Source organism: Rhodococcus sp. NPDC060084 (genome assembly GCF_042730335.1).
GTDB lineage: Bacteria > Actinomycetota > Actinomycetes > Mycobacteriales > Mycobacteriaceae > Rhodococcus.
Window position 1 is genome coordinate 36,817 of sequence record NZ_JBHWWX010000020.1, and the last position, 21,453, is coordinate 58,269.

Sequence of the window (21,453 nt, forward strand, 5' to 3'; positions counted from 1 at the left end):
GCGGAGTGATCGGCTTCCGCGGCAGGCACGTGGATCCACCCGGATCCGCGTGCCTGCGCTTTGTCTCCGGGTGTTCCTCGACGCCCCCGGCGATCCGACTAGACTTCTCGGGCACTTCCGTCGACGCCCCCACGCGTTCGATCTGTCCCTATCCGAGGAGTTCATGTGCCGGCCGATGGCGCGTCCCACCCAGACCTCGAGCCTGAGCAGGCCTACGTCTCGATGCTCTACCGGCACCTCGACGACCTGCGCGACTACGCGAAGACGAGGCTGACCCGCGTGCTCCGGGAGTCGGGGGGCACCCCGCAGGCACGCTCCGAACGTGAGTCGTTCACCCAGATGTATACCGAGGATCTCGCGAAGTACGACGCCGCGGAACACGGCCTGTGCTTCGGGCGGATCGACGTGCGGGACGACGAGGTCGACAACGACGGGGGCCTCGACAGCCGATACATCGGGCGCATCGGAATTCTGGACGAAGACAACGACTACGAGTCGCTTCTCCTCGACTGGCGGGCACCGCAGGCGCGGCCTTTCTATCTCGCCACGCCGGCAACACCCGACGGCGTGGTGCTGCGTCGCCACATCCGCAGTCGTGGACGTTCGGTGACCGCCCTGAACGACGAATACCTCGATCTCGACGCCGCGCAGGAGCACTCCGACACCCCGGCTGCAGGCGGAGTCGCCGGCGAGTCCGCCCTGCTGGCGGCCCTCAACGCCGCCCGCACCGGGCAGATGCACGACATCGTGGCCACCATCCAGGCCCAGCAGGACGCGATCATCCGCTCCGAGCACCGAAGCGTGCTCGTGGTGCAAGGCGGGCCGGGAACGGGCAAGACTGCGGTCGCGCTGCACCGCGCCGCATACCTGCTCTACACGTACCGGAAGCAACTCGCGAAGAGCGGCGTGCTGATCATCGGCCCGAATTCCACCTTCCTCGACTACATCGGTCAGGTACTGCCCTCTCTCGGTGAGACGGGCGTGCTGCTGTCCACCATCGGCGACCTGTATCCGGGTGTGAAGGCCACGCTGGACGACAGCCGCGAGGCCGGTGAACTCAAGGGCTCGTCGGCCATGGTCGACATCCTCAAGAAGGCGGTGCGGGACCGGCAGGAGGTCCCGAGTTCCGCGGTGCCCGTCTCGTTCGACACCTACCGCCTCATGCTCGACCGGAAATCTGTCTCGCGTGCACGCGGCCGGGCACGCTCGTCGCGTCGGCCACACAATCTGGCTCGTCCGATTTTCGTGTCCGCGGTCATCGAAGCGCTCGCAGACCAGCTCGCCTCCATCATCGGTACCGACCTGGTCAACGGCGGAAACCTGCTCAGCCGCGACGACATCGACGACATCCGGTCGGAGATGCGGGCGGACCGGGACATCGTCTCCGCGATCGACGCCTTGTGGCCGGAATTGACCCCGCAGCAGGTGCTCACGGATCTGCTCGCCTCACGGGAACGTCTCGCCTCGGCCGCTCCGCACTTCTCGGAAGACCAGATCGAGGCTCTCTACCGCCCGGACGGTGCAGGACGTTTCAGCGCCGCCGATGCCCCGCTGCTCGACGAGATCGCCGAACTGCTCGGGGTCGACGACGCGGCGGAACGAGAACGCGCGTCCCGCAGGTGGCGCAGGCAGATCGCCGACGCCCAGGGCGCACTCGACATCCTCACCGGTTCCGCACCGCAGGATCTCGAGGACGACCTCGACCCCGAACTGCTCATGGCGTACGACCTGATCGACGCGTCCCAGCTTGCGGAGCGCCAGGACCACCGGGACCACGAGACCACCGCGGAACGTGCTGCCGGTGATCGGACCTGGACCTACGGGCACGTGATCGTCGACGAAGCGCAGGAACTGTCGGAGATGGCGTGGCGGGCGCTGATGCGCCGAATCCCGAACCGGTGGATGACCCTCGTGGGCGACACCGCCCAGACCGGTGATCCGGCGGGCAGCACGTCGTGGCAGCGGGTCCTCGAGCCGTATGTCGCGAACCGGTGGAAGAAGGCCGAACTCACCGTCAACTACCGGACACCGGCAGAGATCATGCGGGTCGCGCACGCGGTGCTCGCGGAGATCGACCCCGAGCAACTCCCGCCGGAGTCGGTGCGCGAATCCGGCTACGAACCCTGGGCACGTTCGGTGGAGGCCGACAGCTTGGTCGACGCGGTGCGCAGTGCACTGGACGAGGAGTCGGGACCGGGCACGACGGCGGTTCTGGTACCTGCCCGCCTGGTGGCGGAGTGGGCGCACCTCGCCTCACCGTCGGTGACGGTCGCTGCCGTCAAGGACGTCAAGGGCCTCGAGTTCGACGCCGTCCTGCTGGTGGAGCCGTCCGAGATAGTGTCGGAATCTCCCCGCGGCATGAACGACCTCTATGTCGCGCTGACCCGGGCGACCCAGAGACTCGGCGTGCTGCACACCACCCCGCTCCCCCGGGTGCTCGACGGACTCGCCGCCCAGGCCCGGTGTTGAGCGGGGGCCGTCTCGAGGTAGCGGTGTGGAAGCAGCACGCCGTGGATCGGAACGATTCCGTTATGCCGGGAAGGTACGGTCCTGTGCACGGTGCCGTACGCCACGGCACCGCCGACAGAAACGTCCGGTTCGTCGACGGTGTGAGGTGAGGGTGATGGGACGGGGACGGTGGCCGATCGGCGCCGCGGCTCGGGTTCTGCTCGCCGGCGCGGCAGTGCTCGCGGCTGCCGCATGCTCGGCCGGCACAGCCGACCCCGTCGAGGCGGTGGAGACACCCACCGCCACGGCCGCGGCCGAGCCACCGGTACTGGACGCGCGCGCGACACGCATGAAGGAGACGCTGGACGAAGCGGGACTGGTCGCAGATGTTCCGGACGAGACCCTGCTCGCGGTCGCGCGCGGACTGTGCGACCAGCTCGCAGCCGGAATGCCGGAGGAACGCATCCTGGAGACAGCGCGGCCGATCGCGTCGTACGCCGCGGCGGCGACGCATACGACGGTGCCGGGCGACGATGCCGCCCGGCACTATGTCGAGATCACGCGCGAGACCTACTGCTGACTCCCGCGCGTTCGCGGAACTCTGTCAGCGGACGGTGTGCACGACCAGCACGTCGGAGGTCGCTTTCCGGGCCACGTCCGACGGCACCGAGCCGAGGAGCCTGCCGGTGAGGGTGTTCAGTCCGCGGTTACCGATCACGATGAGATCCGCCTCGACCTCTGCGACGAGGGCGAGGAGGGATTCCACGGGCGAACCGACGACGGGCCGTTCGACGATGTTCTTCGCGCCCGCCACGGTGGCCTTTTCCCGTGCCGTGCGGAGGATTTCGTAGGTCGGTGCGGATCCGGTGACCTGGTAGGCCTCGTCGCGCAACACGTCTGCGGCGTGTGCGGTGTCCTTGGGATCGGCCGGGTAGTACGCACAGGCGATCACCAACTTGGCGCCGGCGTCTCCCGCGAGGGCAGCTGCCTTCTCCACCGCCTTGTACGACGATTCCGAACCGTCCGTCCCGACGACAATGGTCCGGTAGGCGCTCATTCGTTCCTCCATCGTGTTCCGGTCACCGGCGCGTGCCGCCGATGGTGCCGGTGGAAGAAATGCGAACCCTCCCCCCGGCGCTGGCGTAGACAGTATCGGGACACCGGGGCGCATGGGGGATTTGGGTCCCACGCCACAGGGACGCGTCCCGGACCCTCGCGGCCGCCGGGAGCGGTTATCCGGATCTACTTCAGACCGGCGGCGTCCATCCCCCGCAATTCCTTCTTGAGATCGGCGATCTCGTCGCGGAGCCGACCCGCCAGCTCGAACTGCAGATCGCGTGCGGCCTGCATCATCTGGTCGGTGAGTTGCTGCACGAGGTCGGCCAATTCGGCGCGCGGCATCGTCGTGGTGTCGCGACCTTCGACGACACCGGAACTCGTCGCGCGTCCCGACTCACCCTGGGCGCGACGTCCGCGCGAGGCATTGCGGCCCGATCCGCCCACCTCGATGGCTTCGGTGTCCTCAGCTTCCTGATACACCTGGTCCATGATGTTGGCGATCTTCTTGCGCAACGGCTGCGGGTCGAGGCCGTGCTCCTTGTTGTAAGCGATCTGCTTCTCTCGCCGGCGGTCCGTCTCGTCGATGGCGCGCGCCATCGAGTCGGTGATCTTGTCGGCGTACATGTGCACTTCGCCGGAGACGTTACGCGCCGCGCGCCCGATGGTCTGAATCAGCGACGTGCTCGAGCGGAGGAACCCCTCCTTGTCGGCGTCCAGGATCGCCACCAGCGACACCTCGGGGAGGTCGAGACCCTCACGGAGCAGGTTGATGCCGACGAGGACGTCGTACTCGCCCAGACGCAACTGCCGGAGCAGTTCGACGCGGCGCAACGTGTCGATGTCGGAGTGCAGGTACCGCACCCGGATACCGAGTTCGAGCAGGTAGTCGGTGAGGTCCTCGGCCATCTTCTTCGTCAGCGTCGTGACGAGCACACGTTCGTCGCGCTCGGCCCGCTCCCGGATCTCGTGGATCAGGTCGTCGATCTGGCCCTTGGTGGGCTTGACGACGACCTTCGGGTCTACCAGTCCGGTCGGGCGGATCACCTGTTCGACGAATTCGCCGCCGGTCCGTCCGAGTTCGTACGGTCCGGGCGTCGCCGACAGGTAGACGGTCTGGCCGATTCGAGAGGCGAACTCCTCCCAGGTGAGCGGGCGGTTGTCGACGGCCGAGGGCAGGCGGAAACCGAATTCGACAAGGTTGCGCTTGCGCGACATGTCGCCTTCGTACATCGCGCCGATCTGCGGCACGGTGACGTGGGACTCGTCGATGACGAGGAGGAAGTCTTCCGGGAAGTAGTCGATCAGCGTCGCGGGTGCGGTGCCGGCGGGCCGGCCGTCGATGTGCCGCGAGTAGTTCTCGATGCCGGAGCAGAATCCGACCTGCCGGATCATCTCGAGGTCGTACTGCGTGCGCATCCGCAGCCGCTGCGCCTCCAGAAGCTTGCCGCGGTTCTCGAGATCGGCGAGACGTTCCTCGAGTTCGGCTTCGATGTCCTTGACCGCGCGTTCCATCCGCTCGGGTCCGGCGACGTAGTGCGTCGCGGGGAAGATCCGCAACGAATCGACCTTGCGGACGACGTCGCCGGTGAGCGGGTGCAGGTAGTACAGGGCCTCGATCTCGTCGCCGAAGAATTCGATGCGGACCGCGAGTTCCTCGTAGGCAGGGATGATGTCGACGGTGTCGCCCTTCACACGGAACGAGCCGCGGGTGAAGGCGAGGTCGTTGCGGTTGTACTGCACGTCGACGAGCAGGCGGAGCAGGGCGTCGCGCGGAACTTCGAGGCCGACCTCGAGCTGGATCGAGCGGTCGAGGTAGGACTGCGGGGTGCCGAGGCCGTAGATGCAGGACACCGAGGCGACCACCACGACGTCGCGGCGGGAGAGCAGCGACGAACTGGCCGAGTGACGCAACCGCTCGACGTCGTCGTTGATCGACGAGTCCTTCTCGATGTAGGTGTCGGTCTGCGCGATGTACGCCTCGGGCTGGTAGTAGTCGTAGTACGACACGAAGTACTCGACCGCATTGTTGGGCAGCATCTCCCGCAGCTCGTTGGCGAGCTGCGCGGCGAGAGTCTTGTTGGGTGCCATCACGAGGGTGGGACGTTGCAGCCGCTCGATGAGCCACGCGGTGGTAGCGGACTTGCCGGTACCCGTGGCACCGAGCAGGACGACGTCTTTCTCCCCCGCCTTCAGCCTGCGCTCGAGTTCGTCGATCGCGGCGGGCTGGTCGCCGGCGGGTTCGTATTCGCTGACGACCTCGAACGGGGCGTCGGTGCGTTCGATCTCCCCCACCGGACGGAACTCGGAATGGGCGACTACAGGATGCTCACTTGCGAACGCCATGTTTCCAGGGTAATTGCTCCCACCGACACGTGCGGCGCGCCGCCGAGCCCGCCGCTCCCCGCCAGGCGCAACGCCCGTTCCCGCGCGGACGGTAACGTGCGGTCATGACGCCGCACCTTCACCCCGTCAAAGAGGAACGTTTCGATGTTCCCGCGCAGACCAACACCGACCCGAAGGGCAATGTGCGGCCGGTGGACGTGTACCGGGTCGAGCCGTGGGGGCTGTACATGGCGCGGCCGGCGGACCACCACGAGTTCGGGTACGTGGAGTCCTGGCTGCTGCCGTCCCGGCATCTACGCGTGACGATCTTCCATTACCGACCCGGGCACGAGCGCGACCTGGATCGGTACGTCGATGTGGGCGAGTACTGGCGAGACGGTGACGTGTGGCATTCGCGCGACCACTACCTCGATCTTCTCGTCCGCACCGGCCGTGGCACCGCGGTAGAAGATGTCGACGAACTGTTCGCCGCCGTCGCCGCGGGTCTGCTCGACACGGACGACGCCGAACTGGCCGTCCTGCGCGCGTTCGAAGCGGTCGACGGCATCGCCGCCCACGGTCACGACGTCGACGCGTGGCTGAGCTCCGTCGGGCTGCCGATCAGCTGGCAGTGACGCCCGCCGCTCCCCTGCTCATTCCCGGGCTCCGGCCCCGCTCGCAGCCGGAGCTACGAGCCGGTGCGGCGACCCGGGACGACCTCGCGACCGAGGATCTCGATCTGCTCGAGCACCACGTCGAGCGGCAGACCGGCGTGATCCATGAGGAACAGCTGACGCTGGTAGTCGCCCGCGTAGTCGGCGAAACCGAGGGTGCGCTCGACGACCTGTTCGGGGGTGCCCACGGTGAGCGGGGTCGTCGCAGAGAATTCCTCGAGGGACGGGCCGTGGCCGTACACCGGCGCGTTGTCGAAATACGGACGGAAGATGCGCCTGGCCTCGGCTTCGGTTCCGCCATGAATACCTGGCCGCCGAGTCCGACGACGGCCTGCTCGGCCGCGCCGTGCCCGTACTGTTCGAAGCGGTTCCGGTACGGGGTGATCATCTGCTGGGTGTGTTCCTTGTTCCAGGAGCCGTCGCCGTAGAACGCTGGCTGTTCAGCGATTCCAGGCCACCGAGAACTACCACCTGCTCCGGCGCCTATGTCGCGAGAGAAGGTCGTCGACTGGGAAGACAAGTTCCGAACCCCGCTGCGGTTACAGTGACGCGTCACCGGTTACGGGTTGGGGCGAACCGTCGGGGACATCGGCTTTCCGGTGCCCGACGTCGAGTACGTCGTTGAGGAGTCCAGCGGACAGTCCCGTCCGCGTGTGGTGGTCGATCATTACTAAGGCCTTCGCGAGTGAACGTCGCGGCGATCAGCGGCCCGGACGGAGCCGGTACAACTTCCAACGAGAGAATCGGCAAAGGACGGTGCTGGCTCATCGGTTCTCGGTGGAGCTGGTGGACGGGCCTCTCGAAATCGAACGTTGTGTGCGAGCACAAGCGCAAGGACCAGTGTGCGTTCGGGTCAGTACCAGCCATCTCGTGAATTCCACCCACCGTGACGTCGACCAGGTCGACGATCCGCTCACCGAGGTGGAGCGTCGGTGGCGCGATCCGCGACAAGTACAACGCGCTCGGTGCGGAAACCGGTCCCCTTAGCTACCCCACGACTGATGAAATCGCCGCCACACCTGAAGAAATGACTTATGGGCAGGTAAAGAACAATTTCATCGGCGGAATTCTGTACTACGACATCTCTAGTCAGCGGGTGCGTCATGGGCGTTGGATCGATGTTTTATTTGATCGGGTAATCGAGGACGATTCGCAACTCCCGACGACAACCTACCCTCCTACTGATGAGCCATCATTCACACCGCGAGTCCAAACACCGTGCGATCCCGCAACAACCGTACATACTGGCCAAGCTGCGGCCGACGGTTGGAACTGCGTCCATCGTTTCGTCGACCTCGGTGGCACCGGCGTCAACGTTAGGAAAGGGACCGTGGCCACCTTCGGACAAGCTCACTATAAACGGCACTGGGTAGAAGATCGTTGGGTGGAGCTATTCCTTCAGGGAAACTATCCGAAGATCCGTAATTCCCCTGTTAAGGGAACTAGAGGTTACTATAAGAGGGAGTTCTTTGTTGGCGACGAATATGACTTTGAAGACCGCCAACTCGGTTTTCAGGTTGGCGTAAAATTCGGGGCCGGTCACCAGGTGGGGGTGATTACGGCATACTGCTACCTTCCCAACGTCTCAAAAGAGATCCCTACATGTCCCGTCAACATGCCTCCGGGTCTCGGGTTTACTCGAACCGTGCCGCTCGGCGAGTGAACCCCGTAGAGGATCCTCAGTAGAGCGCAGCACTGGCTCTACAAATCAGATGATTCTGCCTCGGAGGCCGCAGCACATGGCCTTCGAGGCAGAATCTCTATCTGCATACACCGAAACTGGATTCGGTTCCGTTTATCTGTGGCTATCCGATCCAGTTCGCGAAAACTCCGGACCTGTGGGTCGTGGAGAAAATATATTCCTCCATCATGCCCGTTTCCCTTGGTTGAAATATTTGCTATGCCGACTACACGTGCGTGGATTTCTGGGACATAGCCGCTTTTTCCTGTGTAGTTCGCATACCAGTATGGTTCCAAATAGAAGTACCCATTGACGCGATGCTCCCGCAATTCGGTCACCGAGGTAGAGGGGTCGACTATAGCGGTAGACCCTTCTCCGACGGTTGCCACTACTACAGGTATCCCACCACCTCCGAGAAAATCGGTTACATGCAGAATTTCAATATCTGCCAATATCCCCGAGGCTGGTGACATTTCTTTCCCGAAGAGGACAGCAGGCACATCCAGGGTATCCCCTACTTCAAGACGGTGAGATTCCGCGGATGACTCGATATCGGATATTACCCACACCTGAAGATCTCCTGTCATATCGCCAATTTGTATATGGTACGGGAATGTAATTGTCTTGCACCAGGGTAGCTATGCGAGGGGAGGGGGCGTCGCCAACATGCAGGAGAATTTCTACGACGTCAAGGACGAAGATCGCGGATTCCGTAACCTGCGCCGACGGACCTACCGGCTGGGACCTGTGTACTGGCCGCCGCAGCCGCAACCGAATCCCAAATCGGACAGCGGCGTGACAGTCGGCTGGTCGACCGAATTTGATCGCTTCCCCGACCCTTGGGGGTTCCTCGCCCGGGACCTGACCCAAGCAGGTGAACGGCCCACAATACGACGGCGACCCGGGCCCCGGACGACAGGTCGTTGACCACCGTGATCCGGGCGAGCTGACGGAACGCGCGACCCGCATAGCCGTAGATCTGCTCCGGGCACACACCTGGGGATGCTCACCGGTGCCCGTGCGCGCACCACGTCGTGGGCCGAGCTCGCCGCGTTCCTCGAGGACCCGCACGGCGACGGCGAGAATTTGCGATACGCGGTCGCGAATGGGGAGACTTTCTGGCCATTTGCTCGCTACTCAACGGTCAAGGCCGCTCCCATTACGAGAGGTCTCTTGCGATCCGTGAGGCACTGCGACACGGGTGCGACGAAGACGCGGTGTTTCGCACCAAGACCAATCCAGGCGACTGGCAAGAGACACACTGGCAAGGGGTACTGTTTTGATGTCGGATTCCACGATCGAGAAACGACCGAGGACAATCGTGAGCGGGCGGTTGCACGTGGACAAGTAGTCGTACGACATGACGAAGCATCTGCACCGCCCGAGCGCGCGCGACCTCGAAGTGATCGCGCGGGACCGACACCTCCTTCGCCTGTGTACCGACCGGATCGACACGGCAGCTTCCCTGATGAGTCTTACTCACGTAAATTCCGCGGGGTGATGACAAGACCGGTCGGGCCAGCAATTCTATACGGAATGTTCGCAGCCAACAGTCTCGCAAACGGAATATGGATTGCACTGTGGGCAGTCTACTTTGTCTCTGTTGCAGACGTGAGCCCAGCCGTTGTTTCTACGGTCTCCCTCTTCGGCGGGGTTGCGGGCATGGCTCTTGCATATCCCGTGGGATCACTTGGAGACCGCGTCGATGACCGCTACTTGCTAGCTCTGTTATTAACGCTGCGGGGTATCGCCGCCCTCCTTGTGTCGCTTTCGAGTAGCACGGTCCTGCTACTCGCAGCACTGTTTATTACGCTTGGCCTTCAATCCGCCCAAACAGGCCTATCGACTAGCATCGTCGCGACTCGCGTGGATCCCATGAGCAGAGTGAAATCGCTCTCATGGATCCGGACTCTGCAACATGTGCTCTACGCCCTAACAGCTGTCGCCGCATCTCTTGTTCTCGCCTCCGGCGCTGAGATCTTTTTCCGGATTGCTTTGGCTATTGGCGGCACCATGCTGTTCGCGGGAGCACTTATGTGCACTCGGATAAGCCGCCGGTCAGCTGTGACCTCGTCGCGAGCGGACCGTCGGATCGGTGGCTCGACAGCCGTAAAAGACCAGGCGTTCCTGCTAATGATGCTGGGGTCGAGTCTTCTCATGCTGTGCTGGCCGGTTCTCACTGTCGGATTGCCGTTGTGGATTACCGAATCAACTGTAGCCCCGCCCGCAATGGCGGGAGTTTGTTTGGCGATCAGCGCGATTATCATTATAACTATCCAGATCCCCGTAGGAAACAAAGTCGTGACATTGAAGCACGGCAGATACGTAAACCTGGCCGGATCCATTTTTCTATCCGTAGTATGTGCGGGATTTGTGATCGCAGGCGAAACGGAGTCCACCCGCGTCGCTGTCGCAATAATTCTCGGCGTTACTTTGCTCCACGCTTTGGCCGAAGTTTTGGTCGTAACTTCAAAATGGTATTTTTCTACCAGCATGATGAATGATGACCACGCGGGCGGATATCAATCGATCGCCGCGATTGGAGACGGACTGGCAGTAGCAGTTGGTCCGGCCATCATGATTGCTCTTGTCGGAACGGGTAATACGGGCTGGTGCCTTTTAGGGTTGACGTTCTTCATTGTTGGTGTCTTTCAAGCGATTTACTCTCGGAGAATACTTGTACGTACCGCCGAGCGCGCAGGCCCGTCGATGGCTCCGAAGCCAGAAGCTTGAGGGCTGCATATGATGCGGCGTTGTGACCAAGCAATTCGGCTCGCGTTGGTGGCGGTCGAGTACCTCCTTGCGCTGATCCGCGCCTGGCCCGGCACCCCTGAGTTGCACCAGTTTAGTGTGCCAACCCTGACCGGGGATTCGGGATTTCGAGGGAATCGAGGATGCTCACGGCGTCGTCGGTGAGCGGATCGAGGGCGGCGTGCTCGTGACCGGCGATCGTGACGGTGACCTCCTGCAACGGACGCAGCGTGCGCACGATTTTCCGGATCGACATTCCCGTCGCATCCTGCAGATAGCGCGAGATCGCCAACGCAGCGAACACGATGGTCAGGTGCGCCTCGATCGAATCCCGAGTGTGGCTGAAGATGGGTCGGGCTCGCAGGTCGGTCTTCGACATCCGAAACGACTGCTCGACCTGCCATAGATCGTGGTACTTCTCCATCACCTCATGTGGAGTCATTGGTGACACAGGAAGATTGGTGACGTAGCCTTTGAGTCCGACGAGAGAACGCGCCCTGGCAATGCCTGCCGTATCGAGAGTCTTGCCTTGTGCAGTGGTCTTGACGAACCGCGGAGAGCGGGCAGCGTGGGTGCCGTCGATGACGGCCTGGGCCCGAGCCTCCTGAGCGTTCAACGTCTGGTTGTCGCGCACGGCGCGCTTTTTCGAGTACGCCCAGATCGCCCGCCACGCCGACTTCTCGGAGGGGTCCCAGACGGGCTCGGCGCGACGCGTGAGGTCGTTGACCACGCTCTTCGCGTGTCGCGGGGTGACCGTGTCAATGACCTGCCCATCGGTGAACACGTCACCGTTCCAGTGGAACTGACTGGCCAGGTCCGACGGTGCTTTCATCACGCGCGACCCGACGATGAACTTCAGCCCAGCAGCGTCGAGGTCCTTGAGGTTCGTCGACGACAGCATGCCGGCATCGGCGGCGATGACCATCTCCACACCCTCGAGGTTGTGGCGGGCCTGGAACTGGCGCACGATCGGCACGATGGTGCGGGTCTCGGCGTGGTTTCCTTCGAAACACCCGATCTCCAAGGGGAATCCGGTGCGGTCGACGAGCAACCCGACGACGATCTGCGGATCGACCCGACGTTCTTTCGAGTACCCGACCTTGCGCAGGTCGTCTTCCTTCTCGGCTTCGAAGTACAACGTGGTCACGTCGTAGAGCAACAGATTCAGATCACCTGCGGCGGCGGCATGTTCGAAGCAGCGCTGCGCGATGTCGTCGCGGTAACTGTGGGCGGTGCACCGCCGCAGGGTCCGCACGAAGGTGTTGCGGTGTGCTGAGGCGATGCCGATCTCGCGCAGAACTCTGCCCGCATCCGCGACCGAGGTCGGCTCGACGATACGAGCTGCCACCAGCTGAAAGAACGCCTCGTTGTCGACCACGCCGAACCCGAGGCGCCGCCATGCGGTGTCGATGACCTCGATCAACCAGCGGGATCGCTTACCGGTCATCATCGATGCTCCACCGGTACCCGCGCCGAGGTCGAGGTCGAGTTCTTGCTGGCCGGCGAGCAGTTTCTCGCGGGCTGTCGCGAGAAGGGCGGCGAGTTCACTGTCGGTGTGGGCGGAACCGAGGTGCTCGAGCACTTTGTCTCGGCGGCCTTGCTTGGCTGCGATCTGCACCGCGGTTGCTCCCGAAGCGGTGCGGACTTTGCGGATGTAGGCGGCCACGGGCCGGAGTCTACCGACCCGTTAGTGTGCCAACTCGCAAACCAACACTGCTGTCACCAGCACAAACACCGGATCTGTCCCGAAAATCGGCCAACGTGGTGCAACTCAGGTTGGTGGCGGTCGAGTACCTCCTTGCGCTGATCCGCGCCTGGCCCGGCACCGGCTCGCTACGAGTTCGTCTCGCGTACATTGCACCGACCCCCTAATCGGGAGATGTATGCGGTGTGGCGATGCAGTGCCAGGCCAACCCAACCATCCATGCACTGCGGGCAGCGCTTCCGACGACGCCCTACGCCTCACGGTCGAAACAACAGATCGCACACTCACCGCTCGATAGATCAGCCCGCCCGCAGAGGCGAACATCCCGCCCAGTGGGCGGACTGTTGATAATGGATCACATCGTGCCGACTTCGGTCGAGGACCGACCGCGGCCGCGCCTCACCCGTCCGGTAACAACTCGCAGTGGCGGAAAGTCACGCTGTCGAGCCTGTTGGGCACCACCATCGAGTACTACGACTTCCTGCTGTACAGCACCATGGCCGCGTTGGTCTTCGGGAAGCTGTTTTTCCCTCGTCGAGCCCGGCAGAATCGACGATCGCCGCGTTCGGGACGCTGGCGGTCGGCTACGTCGCACGGCCCTTGGGGGGGTTTGGTATTCGGGCATTGCAGCGATCGGCTAGGCCGCAAGTCGATGCGGCGCGGCGTTGATGGTCGCGGAGCACTCCGGCGCCCGTCGACGGGGCTTCTGGACCGGCCTCATGCAACTCGGCTCCCCCATCGGATTTCTGCTGTCCACCCTGGCGGTCATGCTCGTCACTCTGCTTCCGGACGAATCGTTCGAGTCGTGGGGCTGGCGCATTCCGTTCATTGCCAGCGCGGCACTCCTGGCGATCGTCCTGTACGTCCGCTTGAGCGTCGTCGAAAGTCGGGTCTTCGAAGAGGCCGCGGCGAAGGCACGGCGAGCGCGACACCGCCGGTGCTGCAACTGCTTCGCCAGCCTCGTCCACTCGTCCTTGCCTGCGCAGTGGGCATCGGACCTTTCGCGTTGACCGCGCTCATCACCTCGCACATCATCTCGTACACCACCTCGATCGGGTACGAGTCTTCCACTGTCATGCGGATTCTGGTGGCGATGGCAGCAACCTCGATCATCACGATCCCGCTGTTCTCGGCCCTGTCCGACCGCATCGGCCGGCGGACGGTGAGCCTCACCGGCGCGGCTGTGGCCGTGCTGTATGCGTTCCCTTGTATTCGATGATCGACGCCGGTTCGGTTGCGGTGCTGACCGTCGCGCTGATGCTCGGGCAGGTGGTGCAGTCCGCGATGTACGCGCCCCCCCCCCGCGCCGATGCTCTCTGAGATGTTCGGAACGAACGTGCGATATACCGGGGTGTCGTTCGGTTACCAGTTCGCCAGCCTGATCGGCGCGGGCTTTACCCCGATGATCGCTGCGAGCCTGCTGGTTGCCTTCGACGGCTCGAGTGTGCCGCTGAGCCTCCTACTCGCGGCGACCGCCGGAATCACCATCCTCGCAGCGTGGACCGCGTCGGAAACGAGCGGAAAGAACCTGGAACCAGCAAAATGGAGTAGAGCCCACGACGGACCCGGTGGGTAGGCCCTGTTGTGCAGGGTCTACCCACTGCAAAGGAAAGCCGACACCGGAGAAGGGCGTCCGGCTATGCGCTCCAGCCGGTGTCCTGCGCCCATGCCCACGCGCGGTGGTAAGCGCGGTCGAACCAGGGCGACTTCGCCTCGCTGTACGCCACGGCCGACTCCAACGGATCACCGAATGCCGACGCCGCGTCTGCTGCGGCACGTTTGACGTCGGCGTATTCCGCGGCCGCTTCCGCGTCGGCACGCAGCCAATCGCGTAGCAGCAGCGCGAACTGCTGCCCGGGCCAGCCGTCGACGCGCACCGCGACCCGCGCGGGCTGCCCAGGATCGGCGCTTCCGTGCAACCGCATCGCCCACAACGCAGGGTCCGTCTCACCGCCCGCGCCGTACGAGGGCTTCGGCTGGTCGTGATCGACCTGCTCGATACGAGGGAAACCTGCGACGGCCAGCGGCTCGGCGAGCGCGTCGGCGGCAGCGAGGTCCGGCACCGTGACCTGCAGATCGAGCGCGTCGACTGCGTCGAGCCCTGGCACTGCGGTCGATCCCACGTGGTCGATGCGCAGCGCGCTGCCGCCACAGGCCACGGCGAGCCGGGCGATCAGTCGTTGCGCTGACCGATCCCATTCGGGGCGTGCCGGAACGAGTACCGGCGCCGCTGTCACCGCGGTGCGGGTGCGCACGTTGCGTTCGAACGGCACCAGACGGTCTGCCCACAGCCCCCGTACCCGGCTCACGACATCGTCCGGCTCGCCGGTGTTGTCGAGCCAGACATCGGCCACCACGCGCCGCTGCTCTTCCGTCGCCTGCGCCGCGATCCGGGCACGAGCGTCGGACTCGGGCATTCCCCGGAGCTCTACCAGCCGGCGGAGTCGCTCGTCCTCCCCCGCGTGCACGACGACCACCAGATGGAAGATCGGGGCCATTCCACCTTCGACGAGCAACGGGATGTCCTGTACGACGACTGCATCCTCCGGTGCCGCAGCAACGAGTTCGGCGGTGCGTGCGCCGACGCGCGGGTGGGTGATGGCGTTGAGGACGGCGCGTGCGTCGTCGGTGGCGAACGCTTTGGCCGCGAGCGCGGGACGGTCCAGCGAGCCGTCCGGCCGGAGAATGTCCTCTCCGAACGCGTCGACGAGTTCGGCGAGACCTTCCGAGCCCGGCTCGACGATCTCGCGCGCGATCGCGTCGGCGTCGACGAGCACCGCCCCGAGATTCACGAGTTCCTTGGCGACAGTGGACTTACCCGCGCCGATACCTCCGGTTAACCCCATTCGCAGCACGCCGACCAGTGTCGCACCACACAGCCGGGCACCGTGAGTCGACCCGCCGCTGTCACGGCACAGTCACGGCACGGTCACAAGCTGGTCGCGACCGCGGCCTTCCTGGGGAAACACGGCCTTTCACCTGCGGTAAATGACCGGCAGGGCTCTTCGCGTCCGATATCGTCTTGGCGAAGCGTCCGACTCCGGTTATCCCGTTCATCGAGAAGGCAGGCTATGAGTTCCTCCCCCTCACCTTCCGGTCGACATCGCCTCGGTATGGAACACGGTGTTCACTGCGTCCTCATTCCCGAGGTGGCCGCCGCGCTCGCCGAGCATCGGCGCAACTGGTTCACCACGCTGCTGAGCAATGCGCGGCACAGTCACGCCGCGATGCGTAAGCGCGCGGCCGCACTTCCCGCGCAGTGGGCCACCCCCGCCGTGGGCTGATCCCGCACGGGCCGGACCGCTACGGTCACACACCACAACGGCGACCCCTCCCGACAGGAGGTGGTCGCCGTCGTCGTCCGAGCCCGGGAGCGCCGCATGACGCACCGACGCAACCGGCACCGAACGCAGAAAAGCGGAAGACCCCGCACCGAATCGGTGCGGGGTCTTCCGTCGATCAGAGTCGATCAGATCTGTCAGGCGTTGCCGGACAGCTTCTCGCGCAGTGCAGCGAGCTGAGCATCGCTGGCCAGCGAGCCACCGGTCTGCTCGGCGGGCTCTTCGGCATCCGTCTCGGACGAGTAGTTGCTGCTGGACACGCCGGCAGCAGCCTCGGCAGCCTCGTCGGCGGCCATCTTCTCGATCTGAGCGGTGTGCATCTTGTGACGACGCTCGGCCTCCGCGTAGCGGGACTCCCACTCCTCACGCTGCTTCTCGTAACCCTCGAGCCATTCGTTGGTCTCGGGATCGAAGCCCTCGGGGAAGATGTAGTTGCCCTGCTCGTCGTAGCTGTCGGCCATGCCGTACTTCGACGGGTCGAACTCGGCCGTGTAGTCCTCGTTCGCCTGCTTCAGCGACAGCGAGATACGACGACGCTCGAGGTCGATGTCGATGACCTTGACCATCGCGTCGTCGCCGACTGCGACAACCTGGTCCGGGACCTCCACGTGGCGCTCGGCCAGCTCGGAGATGTGCACGAGGCCTTCGATTCCCTCTTCGACGCGCACGAACGCACCGAACGGAACCAGCTTCGTGACCTTGCCCGGGACGATCTGGCCGATCGCGTGGGTCCGGGCGAACTGACGCCACGGATCTTCCTGCGTCGCCTTGAGCGAGAGGGACACGCGCTCGCGGTCCAGGTCCACGTCGAGAACCTCGACGGTGACCTCGGTGCCGACCTCGACAACCTCGGACGGGTGATCGATGTGCTTCCAGGACAGCTCGGAGACGTGCACGAGGCCGTCGACACCGCCGAGATCGACGAAGGCGCCGAAGTTGACGATGGAGGACACGACGCCCTTGCGGACCTGGCCCTTCTGGAGCTGGTGCAGGAACTCGCTGCGGACCTCGGACTGGGTCTGCTCGAGCCATGCGCGGCGCGACAGGACCACGTTGTTGCGGTTCTTGTCGAGCTCGATGATCTTGGCCTCGATCTCCTTGCCGACGTACGGCTGGAGGTCGCGGACGCGACGCATCTCGACGAGCGACGCGGGCAGGAAGCCACGCAGGCCGATGTCGAGGATCAGGCCGCCCTTGACGACCTCGATGACGGTGCCCTTGACGGCCTCGTCCTTCTCCTTGAGCTCCTCGATCGTGCCCCAGGCGCGCTCGTACTGCGCACGCTTCTTGGACAGGATCAGACGGCCTTCCTTGTCCTCCTTGGTGAGGACCAGAGCCTCGACCTCATCGCCCACGGACACGACCTCGTTGGGGTCGACGTCGTGCTTGATGGAGAGCTCACGGGAGGGGATGACGCCTTCGGTCTTGTAACCGATGTCGAGCAGCACCTCGTCGCGGTCGACCTTGACGATCGTGCCTTCGACGATGTCGCCATCGTTGAAGTACTTGATCGTGGCGTCGATGGCGGCGAGGAAATCCTCGGCGGAGCCGATGTCGTTTACGGCTACCTGCGGCGAGGTGACGGTGGTGGAGGCCATGTGTTGAGTTGCTCCGGACGGGTTGATAGTCGGTTGATGGAACTTCGGTCGGGCATGCGAATCGGGCACTGCGATGAAGCGGTGATCGAATCACGGCGAGCGTCCCCGTCCGACCGATGAAGCCGAGCAGCGGACACTCGCGACCACCAGGCTACGCGTCCGCAGGGGAGCTGGGCAAACCAGGACGCCCCACCCGCGTGCCCGCCCCCGCGAGACCTTTACGCTCGGATCCATGCCCAGCCCCGAAAACTCCTCCGGCACAGCACCTCACCAGTCCCAGCTGTCACCCGAGGAACGGCACGCATCCGCGAACGCGCTCCTCGGCACCGCCAAGGTCGGGCGCCTCCGGCTCGGCTCCCGCGACAGCGAGCGCGCAAGCAGGGCGTGGTGGGACGCCGACGCCGAGGACTACCACCGCACGCACGGCGAGTTCCTCGGCGTCGACTCGGCCGCCGGTGAGTTCGTCTGGTGCCCCGAAGGACTCCACGAGGGCGACGTCCATCTGCTCGGCGACATCGCGGGGCGGGATGTGCTCGAGATCGGTTGCGGGTCCGCTCCGTGCGCGCGGTGGCTGGCCGAGCACGGCGCACACCCCGTCGGACTTGACATCTCGATGGCGATGCTCGAGCGCGGCCTGGCCGCGATGGACGCCACGGACACACCCCGGGAGCGTCGCGTTCCGCTCGTGCAGGCCGGCGCCGAGAATCTCCCGTTCGCGGACGGGAGCTTCGACGTGGTGTGTTCGGCCTTCGGGGCCGTGCCCTTCGTCGCGGATTCGGCGCAGGTCATGCGGGAGGTCGCGAGGGTGCTGCGACCCGGAGGCCGCTGGGTGTTCTCCGTCAATCACCCGATGCGGTGGATCTTCCCGGACGACCCGACCGAAAAGGGACTGGTCGCGATGTTCCCCTACTTCGATCGCACGCCCTATGTAGAACTCGACGACGCCGGCACCGCCACCTACGTCGAACACCACCGCACCATCGGCGACCGGGTGCGCGAACTCGTCGGCGCAGGACTCGAGGTCTACGACATCATCGAACCCGAGTGGCCCGAGCATCTCGACCGCGAGTGGGGACAGTGGAGCCCTCTGCGCGGCGAGTACTTCCCGGGCACCGCGATCTTCTGCAGCCGCAAACGGCACTGACCCGGGCGCCGGCCCAGCTACAGCAGGCGTGACAGGAACCCGCGGGTGCGCTCGTGCTGCGGGTTCGACAGCACCTCACGCGGATTGCCGGCTTCGACGACGACACCGCCGTCCATGAACACGAGTTCGTCGGCGACCTCGCGCGCGAAACCCATCTCGTGGGTGACCACGACCATCGTCATTCCGCCGGCAGCGAGATCCCGCATCACGGCGAGGACCTCACCCACCAGTTCCGGATCGAGCGCCGAGGTGGGCTCGTCGAAGAGCATGAGCTTGGGGTCCATCGCGAGGGCACGGGCAATGGCGACGCGCTGCTGCTGGCCACCCGACAACTGCGCCGGGTACGCGTCGGCCTTGTCGGACAGGCCCACGCGGGCAAGGAGTTCACGCGCACGCTCCACCGCCTCCGCGCGCTTGACCTTCTTCACCAGCATCGGAGCCTCGATGATGTTCTCGAGCGCCGTGCGGTGCGGGAACAGATTGAAGTGCTGGAAGACCATGCCGATCTCGCGGCGCTGCCGGGCGGCGACCTTGGGCGAAAGCTCGTGGAGCTTGGAACCGCGTTCGGCGTAACCGACGAGGTCACCGTCGACATAGAGGCGCCCGGCGTCGACGCGTTCGAGGTGGTTGATGCACCGCAGGAAGGTGGACTTGCCGGACCCGGACGGGCCGATCATGCATGCGACCTGACCGCGTCCCACCTCGAGAGAGATGCCTTTGAGCACCTTGACGGCCCCGAAGTTCTTGCACACGCGGTCCGCGCGAACCATCGGCGTTTCGGTCGAGGTCATGCGAGCCCACCTCCGGGGTGCTTCGGGGTCTTCGGCGCGGCGGCCGGCGTGTCCTGTGCGTCGGCGAGGGCCTGCAACTGGCGGTTCGTCAACTGGCGGCTCAGCCCCTTCGAGTAGTGCCGTTCGATGAAGTATTGGCCCACCATCAGCACGCTGGTGATGGCGAGATACCAGGTCGCGGCGACGAGCAGCAGCGGGATGGGCTGGAAGTTCGCGCCCGAGATGTCTCGCGCTCGGCCGTACAACTCGAGGCTGTAGGGCACCGCCGCCACGAGCGAGGTGGTCTTGAGCATGCTGATCAGTTCGTTGCCCGTCGGCGGGATGATCACCCGCATGGCCTGGGGCAGCACGGTGCGCCGGATGGTCTGGGACCAGGACATCCCGAGCGCAGTCGACGCCTCGACCTGCCCTTCCGGAACCGATCCGATGCCAGCGCGCACGATCTCCGCCATATAGGCGGCTTCGTTGAGGGCGAGACCGACGACGGCGAACAGGAATGCGGCGTTGAGCCCTTGGACGTCGATGTGGACGAACTGGTGCACGAACGGGATGCCGAGATCGATCTGCTTGTAGATCGAGGGAAACAGGCCCCACAGGACGAGTTGCACGTAGACCGGGGTGCCACGGAAGACCCAGAGATACAGCCACGACACCGACTTGAGCACCGGGTTCGGCGACAGTCGCATCACGGCGAGGAGGACACCGAGCAGCACCGCGATCAGCATCGCGAGTGCCGTCAACTGCACCGTCTTCCACGCGGCTGCGGTGATGCGGCTGTCGAAGAGGTACTGGCCGTACACATCCCAGCGGTAGGCCTCGTTGGTGGCCGCGCCCCACAGGAACAGGCCCAGCCCGATCAGCACCAGTGCCCCGGAGATCCAGCGTCCGGGGTGCCGGAGAGGAACCGCCTGGATCGGTTCCGGTTCGGTCGCAGGCGCACCGCTCGGATGCGTGTGCTCGCTCATCGGTTCCCTCTCAGCTCGTTGCCGCATTGATCTGCGACGTGGTGATCGCCCCGACCGACATGTTCCAGCGCTCGAGGATCTCGGCGTAGACACCGGTGTCGATGAGGTACTGGACGGCCTGTTGCAGTACGGGGCCCAGCGGTGATCCCTTCGCGACGACGAAGCCGTACGGCGCCGCGTCGAACAGCGGTCCCGCCGCCTCGAGTCGGTCCTCGCTGCGGGCGATGACGTACGCGGTGACCGGTGAGTCGGCGGACAGGGCGTCGACGCGTCCGAGGATGAGCGCGTTCGCCGCTTCGTCCTGGCTGTCGTACTTGACCTTGTCGATCGGCGGGAGCCCTGCGGCGACACACGCCTCGTTCTTCGCGGGGATTTCTTCGATGTCCTCGACCGTGTTGGTCTGCACCGCGACACGCATCCCGCAGGCGTTGTCGGGATCGACGTGCTCGCCGGTCCGTTGTGCCCACTGCACCCCGGCGTTGTAGTAGGTCACGAAGTCGACCGTTTCCTCGCGTTCCAGCGTGTCGGTGAACGACGAGGAACCCAGATCGAAGGTGCGGGCCTGCACCGCCGGGATGATCCGGTCGAAGTCGGCCTCGTTGAAGACTGTCTGCACGCCCAGCACGTCGCCGAGCGCCTGCACGAGTTCGACACCGAAGCCGACGATCGTGCCGTCGTCGTCCCGGAACTCGTTCGGGGCGTAGGGCACGTTGACGCCGATCTGGAGGTCGGGGTCGGAGGCCCAGTCGGGAAGCTGGGACGCGATGCTGTCGACGCGTTCGGCGCGGACGCGGTCGCCCGCGGGCACGGTCGATTCCGAGTTGACGACACACCCCGTCGTGACACACAGCACCGCGAACAGGGATACACACGCTGCCGCGATGCGTCGACCGCGGCGCGTTCCGCTCGCCTTGCGTCCGGAATGTCCGGTGCTTTCGGTGGGATGTGTGTCGCCGGTGTGCCCCCTGCCGTGG

General features: G+C 64.8%; 16 protein-coding genes and 2 pseudogenes. 8 read left to right on the plus strand and 10 right to left on the minus strand.

Features of this window, described 5'->3' with window-relative positions; translation table 11 throughout:
* Positions 1-165 precede the first annotated feature (165 nt).
* Positions 166-2,469, plus strand: a complete 2,304-nt coding sequence (locus ACFWBU_RS12605) for a HelD family protein (RefSeq protein WP_378528417.1) — start codon at positions 166-168, stop codon at positions 2,467-2,469.
* 154 nt (positions 2,470-2,623) lie between these two features.
* Complete coding sequence (locus tag ACFWBU_RS12610; protein ID WP_378528419.1) at positions 2,624-3,028, plus strand: DUF732 domain-containing protein; 405 nt, start codon at positions 2,624-2,626, stop codon at positions 3,026-3,028.
* A gap of 24 nt (positions 3,029-3,052) precedes the next feature.
* Here the strand turns inward: ACFWBU_RS12610 and ACFWBU_RS12615 are convergent, their stop codons facing one another.
* Both ACFWBU_RS12615 and uvrB read right to left on the minus strand, forming a co-directional pair.
* Complete coding sequence (locus ACFWBU_RS12615) at positions 3,053-3,505, minus strand: universal stress protein (protein ID WP_169622971.1); 453 nt, start codon at positions 3,503-3,505, stop codon at positions 3,053-3,055.
* A 185-nt stretch (positions 3,506-3,690) separates the two neighbouring features.
* On the minus strand, positions 3,691-5,850 hold the full coding sequence (gene uvrB, locus ACFWBU_RS12620) for an excinuclease ABC subunit UvrB (protein ID WP_169622970.1): 2,160 nt from the start codon (positions 5,848-5,850) through the stop codon (positions 3,691-3,693).
* A 104-nt stretch (positions 5,851-5,954) separates the two neighbouring features.
* On the opposite strand from uvrB, the gene ACFWBU_RS12625 reads away from it, so the two are divergent.
* Positions 5,955-6,464 (plus strand): DUF402 domain-containing protein, encoded by a 510-nt coding sequence (locus ACFWBU_RS12625; protein WP_169652895.1) that lies wholly within the window; start codon positions 5,955-5,957, stop codon positions 6,462-6,464.
* A gap of 74 nt (positions 6,465-6,538) precedes the next feature.
* On the opposite strand, the pseudogene ACFWBU_RS12630 reads toward ACFWBU_RS12625, so the two are convergent.
* Positions 6,539-6,972: pseudogene (locus ACFWBU_RS12630) on the minus strand (5,10-methylene tetrahydromethanopterin reductase); the annotation flags it as partial.
* Between the two features lie 417 nt (positions 6,973-7,389).
* Between ACFWBU_RS12630 and ACFWBU_RS12635 the strand changes: the two are divergent.
* On the plus strand, positions 7,390-8,166 hold the full coding sequence (locus ACFWBU_RS12635) for an LGFP repeat-containing protein (protein WP_378528421.1): 777 nt from the start codon (positions 7,390-7,392) through the stop codon (positions 8,164-8,166).
* A 38-nt stretch (positions 8,167-8,204) separates the two neighbouring features.
* Here the strand turns inward: ACFWBU_RS12635 and ACFWBU_RS12640 are convergent, their stop codons facing one another.
* Positions 8,205-8,771, minus strand: a complete 567-nt coding sequence (locus ACFWBU_RS12640; RefSeq protein WP_378528422.1) for a hypothetical protein — start codon at positions 8,769-8,771, stop codon at positions 8,205-8,207.
* A gap of 949 nt (positions 8,772-9,720) precedes the next feature.
* Between ACFWBU_RS12640 and ACFWBU_RS12645 the strand changes: the two genes are divergently transcribed.
* Positions 9,721-10,917 carry an MFS transporter gene (locus ACFWBU_RS12645; RefSeq protein ID WP_378528423.1) on the plus strand — a complete coding sequence of 399 codons (1,197 nt, stop codon included), beginning with the start codon at positions 9,721-9,723 and terminating at the stop codon, positions 10,915-10,917.
* Positions 10,918-11,029: 112 nt separating this feature from the next.
* On the opposite strand, the gene ACFWBU_RS12650 is transcribed toward ACFWBU_RS12645, so the two are convergent.
* Positions 11,030-12,601 (minus strand): IS1634 family transposase, encoded by a 1,572-nt coding sequence (locus ACFWBU_RS12650; protein WP_378528424.1) that lies wholly within the window; start codon positions 12,599-12,601, stop codon positions 11,030-11,032.
* A gap of 478 nt (positions 12,602-13,079) precedes the next feature.
* Between ACFWBU_RS12650 and ACFWBU_RS12655 the strand changes: the two are divergent.
* Positions 13,080-14,216, plus strand: a pseudogene (locus ACFWBU_RS12655) (MFS transporter).
* Between the two features lie 61 nt (positions 14,217-14,277).
* On the opposite strand, the gene coaE reads toward ACFWBU_RS12655, so the two are convergent.
* Positions 14,278-15,495 (minus strand): dephospho-CoA kinase, encoded by a 1,218-nt coding sequence (gene coaE, locus ACFWBU_RS12660; protein ID WP_378528425.1) that lies wholly within the window; start codon positions 15,493-15,495, stop codon positions 14,278-14,280.
* A gap of 216 nt (positions 15,496-15,711) precedes the next feature.
* Between coaE and ACFWBU_RS12665 the strand changes: the two genes are divergently transcribed.
* Positions 15,712-15,924 (plus strand): hypothetical protein, encoded by a 213-nt coding sequence (locus ACFWBU_RS12665; RefSeq protein ID WP_296551249.1) that lies wholly within the window; start codon positions 15,712-15,714, stop codon positions 15,922-15,924.
* Positions 15,925-16,118: 194 nt separating this feature from the next.
* Here the strand turns inward: ACFWBU_RS12665 and rpsA are convergent, their stop codons facing one another.
* Positions 16,119-17,579 (minus strand): 30S ribosomal protein S1, encoded by a 1,461-nt coding sequence (gene rpsA, locus ACFWBU_RS12670; RefSeq protein ID WP_072698949.1) that lies wholly within the window; start codon positions 17,577-17,579, stop codon positions 16,119-16,121.
* A gap of 232 nt (positions 17,580-17,811) precedes the next feature.
* Between rpsA and ACFWBU_RS12675 the strand changes: the two genes are divergently transcribed.
* Entirely contained in the window at positions 17,812-18,723 is a 912-nt protein-coding gene (locus ACFWBU_RS12675) for a class I SAM-dependent methyltransferase (RefSeq protein WP_169620018.1), read from the plus strand.
* Between the two features lie 17 nt (positions 18,724-18,740).
* Here the strand turns inward: ACFWBU_RS12675 and ACFWBU_RS12680 are convergent, their stop codons facing one another.
* The 3 genes from ACFWBU_RS12680 to ACFWBU_RS12690 are packed head-to-tail and all read right to left on the minus strand — an operon-like array spanning position 18,741 to position 21,362.
* Complete coding sequence (locus tag ACFWBU_RS12680) at positions 18,741-19,514, minus strand: amino acid ABC transporter ATP-binding protein (protein ID WP_169620019.1); 774 nt, start codon at positions 19,512-19,514, stop codon at positions 18,741-18,743.
* Entirely contained in the window at positions 19,511-20,479 is a 969-nt protein-coding gene (locus ACFWBU_RS12685) for an amino acid ABC transporter permease (RefSeq protein WP_169620020.1), read from the minus strand. Before ACFWBU_RS12685 ends, ACFWBU_RS12680 begins: the two co-directional genes overlap by 4 nt.
* Positions 20,480-20,489: 10 nt before the next feature.
* Positions 20,490-21,362, minus strand: a complete 873-nt coding sequence (locus tag ACFWBU_RS12690; RefSeq protein ID WP_296549465.1) for an ABC transporter substrate-binding protein — start codon at positions 21,360-21,362, stop codon at positions 20,490-20,492.
* Positions 21,363-21,453 lie beyond the last annotated feature (91 nt).

Bases quoted from the DNA above. Each gene is read 5' to 3' on its own strand.
- ACFWBU_RS12685 (WP_169620020.1), bottom strand. From the start codon at position 20,479: ATGAGCGAGCACACGCATCCGAGCGGTGCGCCTGCGACCGAACCGGAA.
- ACFWBU_RS12610 (WP_378528419.1), top strand. From the start codon at position 2,624: ATGGGACGGGGACGGTGGCCGATCGGCGCCGCGGCTCGGGTTCTGCTC.
- uvrB (WP_169622970.1), bottom strand. From the start codon at position 5,850: ATGGCGTTCGCAAGTGAGCATCCTGTAGTCGCCCATTCCGAGTTCCGT.
- ACFWBU_RS12640 (WP_378528422.1), bottom strand. From the start codon at position 8,771: ATGACAGGAGATCTTCAGGTGTGGGTAATATCCGATATCGAGTCATCC.
- ACFWBU_RS12680 (WP_169620019.1), bottom strand. From the start codon at position 19,514: ATGACCTCGACCGAAACGCCGATGGTTCGCGCGGACCGCGTGTGCAAG.
- rpsA (WP_072698949.1), bottom strand. From the start codon at position 17,579: ATGGCCTCCACCACCGTCACCTCGCCGCAGGTAGCCGTAAACGACATC.
- ACFWBU_RS12645 (WP_378528423.1), top strand. From the start codon at position 9,721: ATGTTCGCAGCCAACAGTCTCGCAAACGGAATATGGATTGCACTGTGG.
- ACFWBU_RS12625 (WP_169652895.1), top strand. From the start codon at position 5,955: ATGACGCCGCACCTTCACCCCGTCAAAGAGGAACGTTTCGATGTTCCC.
- ACFWBU_RS12675 (WP_169620018.1), top strand. From the start codon at position 17,812: ATGCCCAGCCCCGAAAACTCCTCCGGCACAGCACCTCACCAGTCCCAG.
- ACFWBU_RS12615 (WP_169622971.1), bottom strand. From the start codon at position 3,505: ATGAGCGCCTACCGGACCATTGTCGTCGGGACGGACGGTTCGGAATCG.
- ACFWBU_RS12665 (WP_296551249.1), top strand. From the start codon at position 15,712: ATGAGTTCCTCCCCCTCACCTTCCGGTCGACATCGCCTCGGTATGGAA.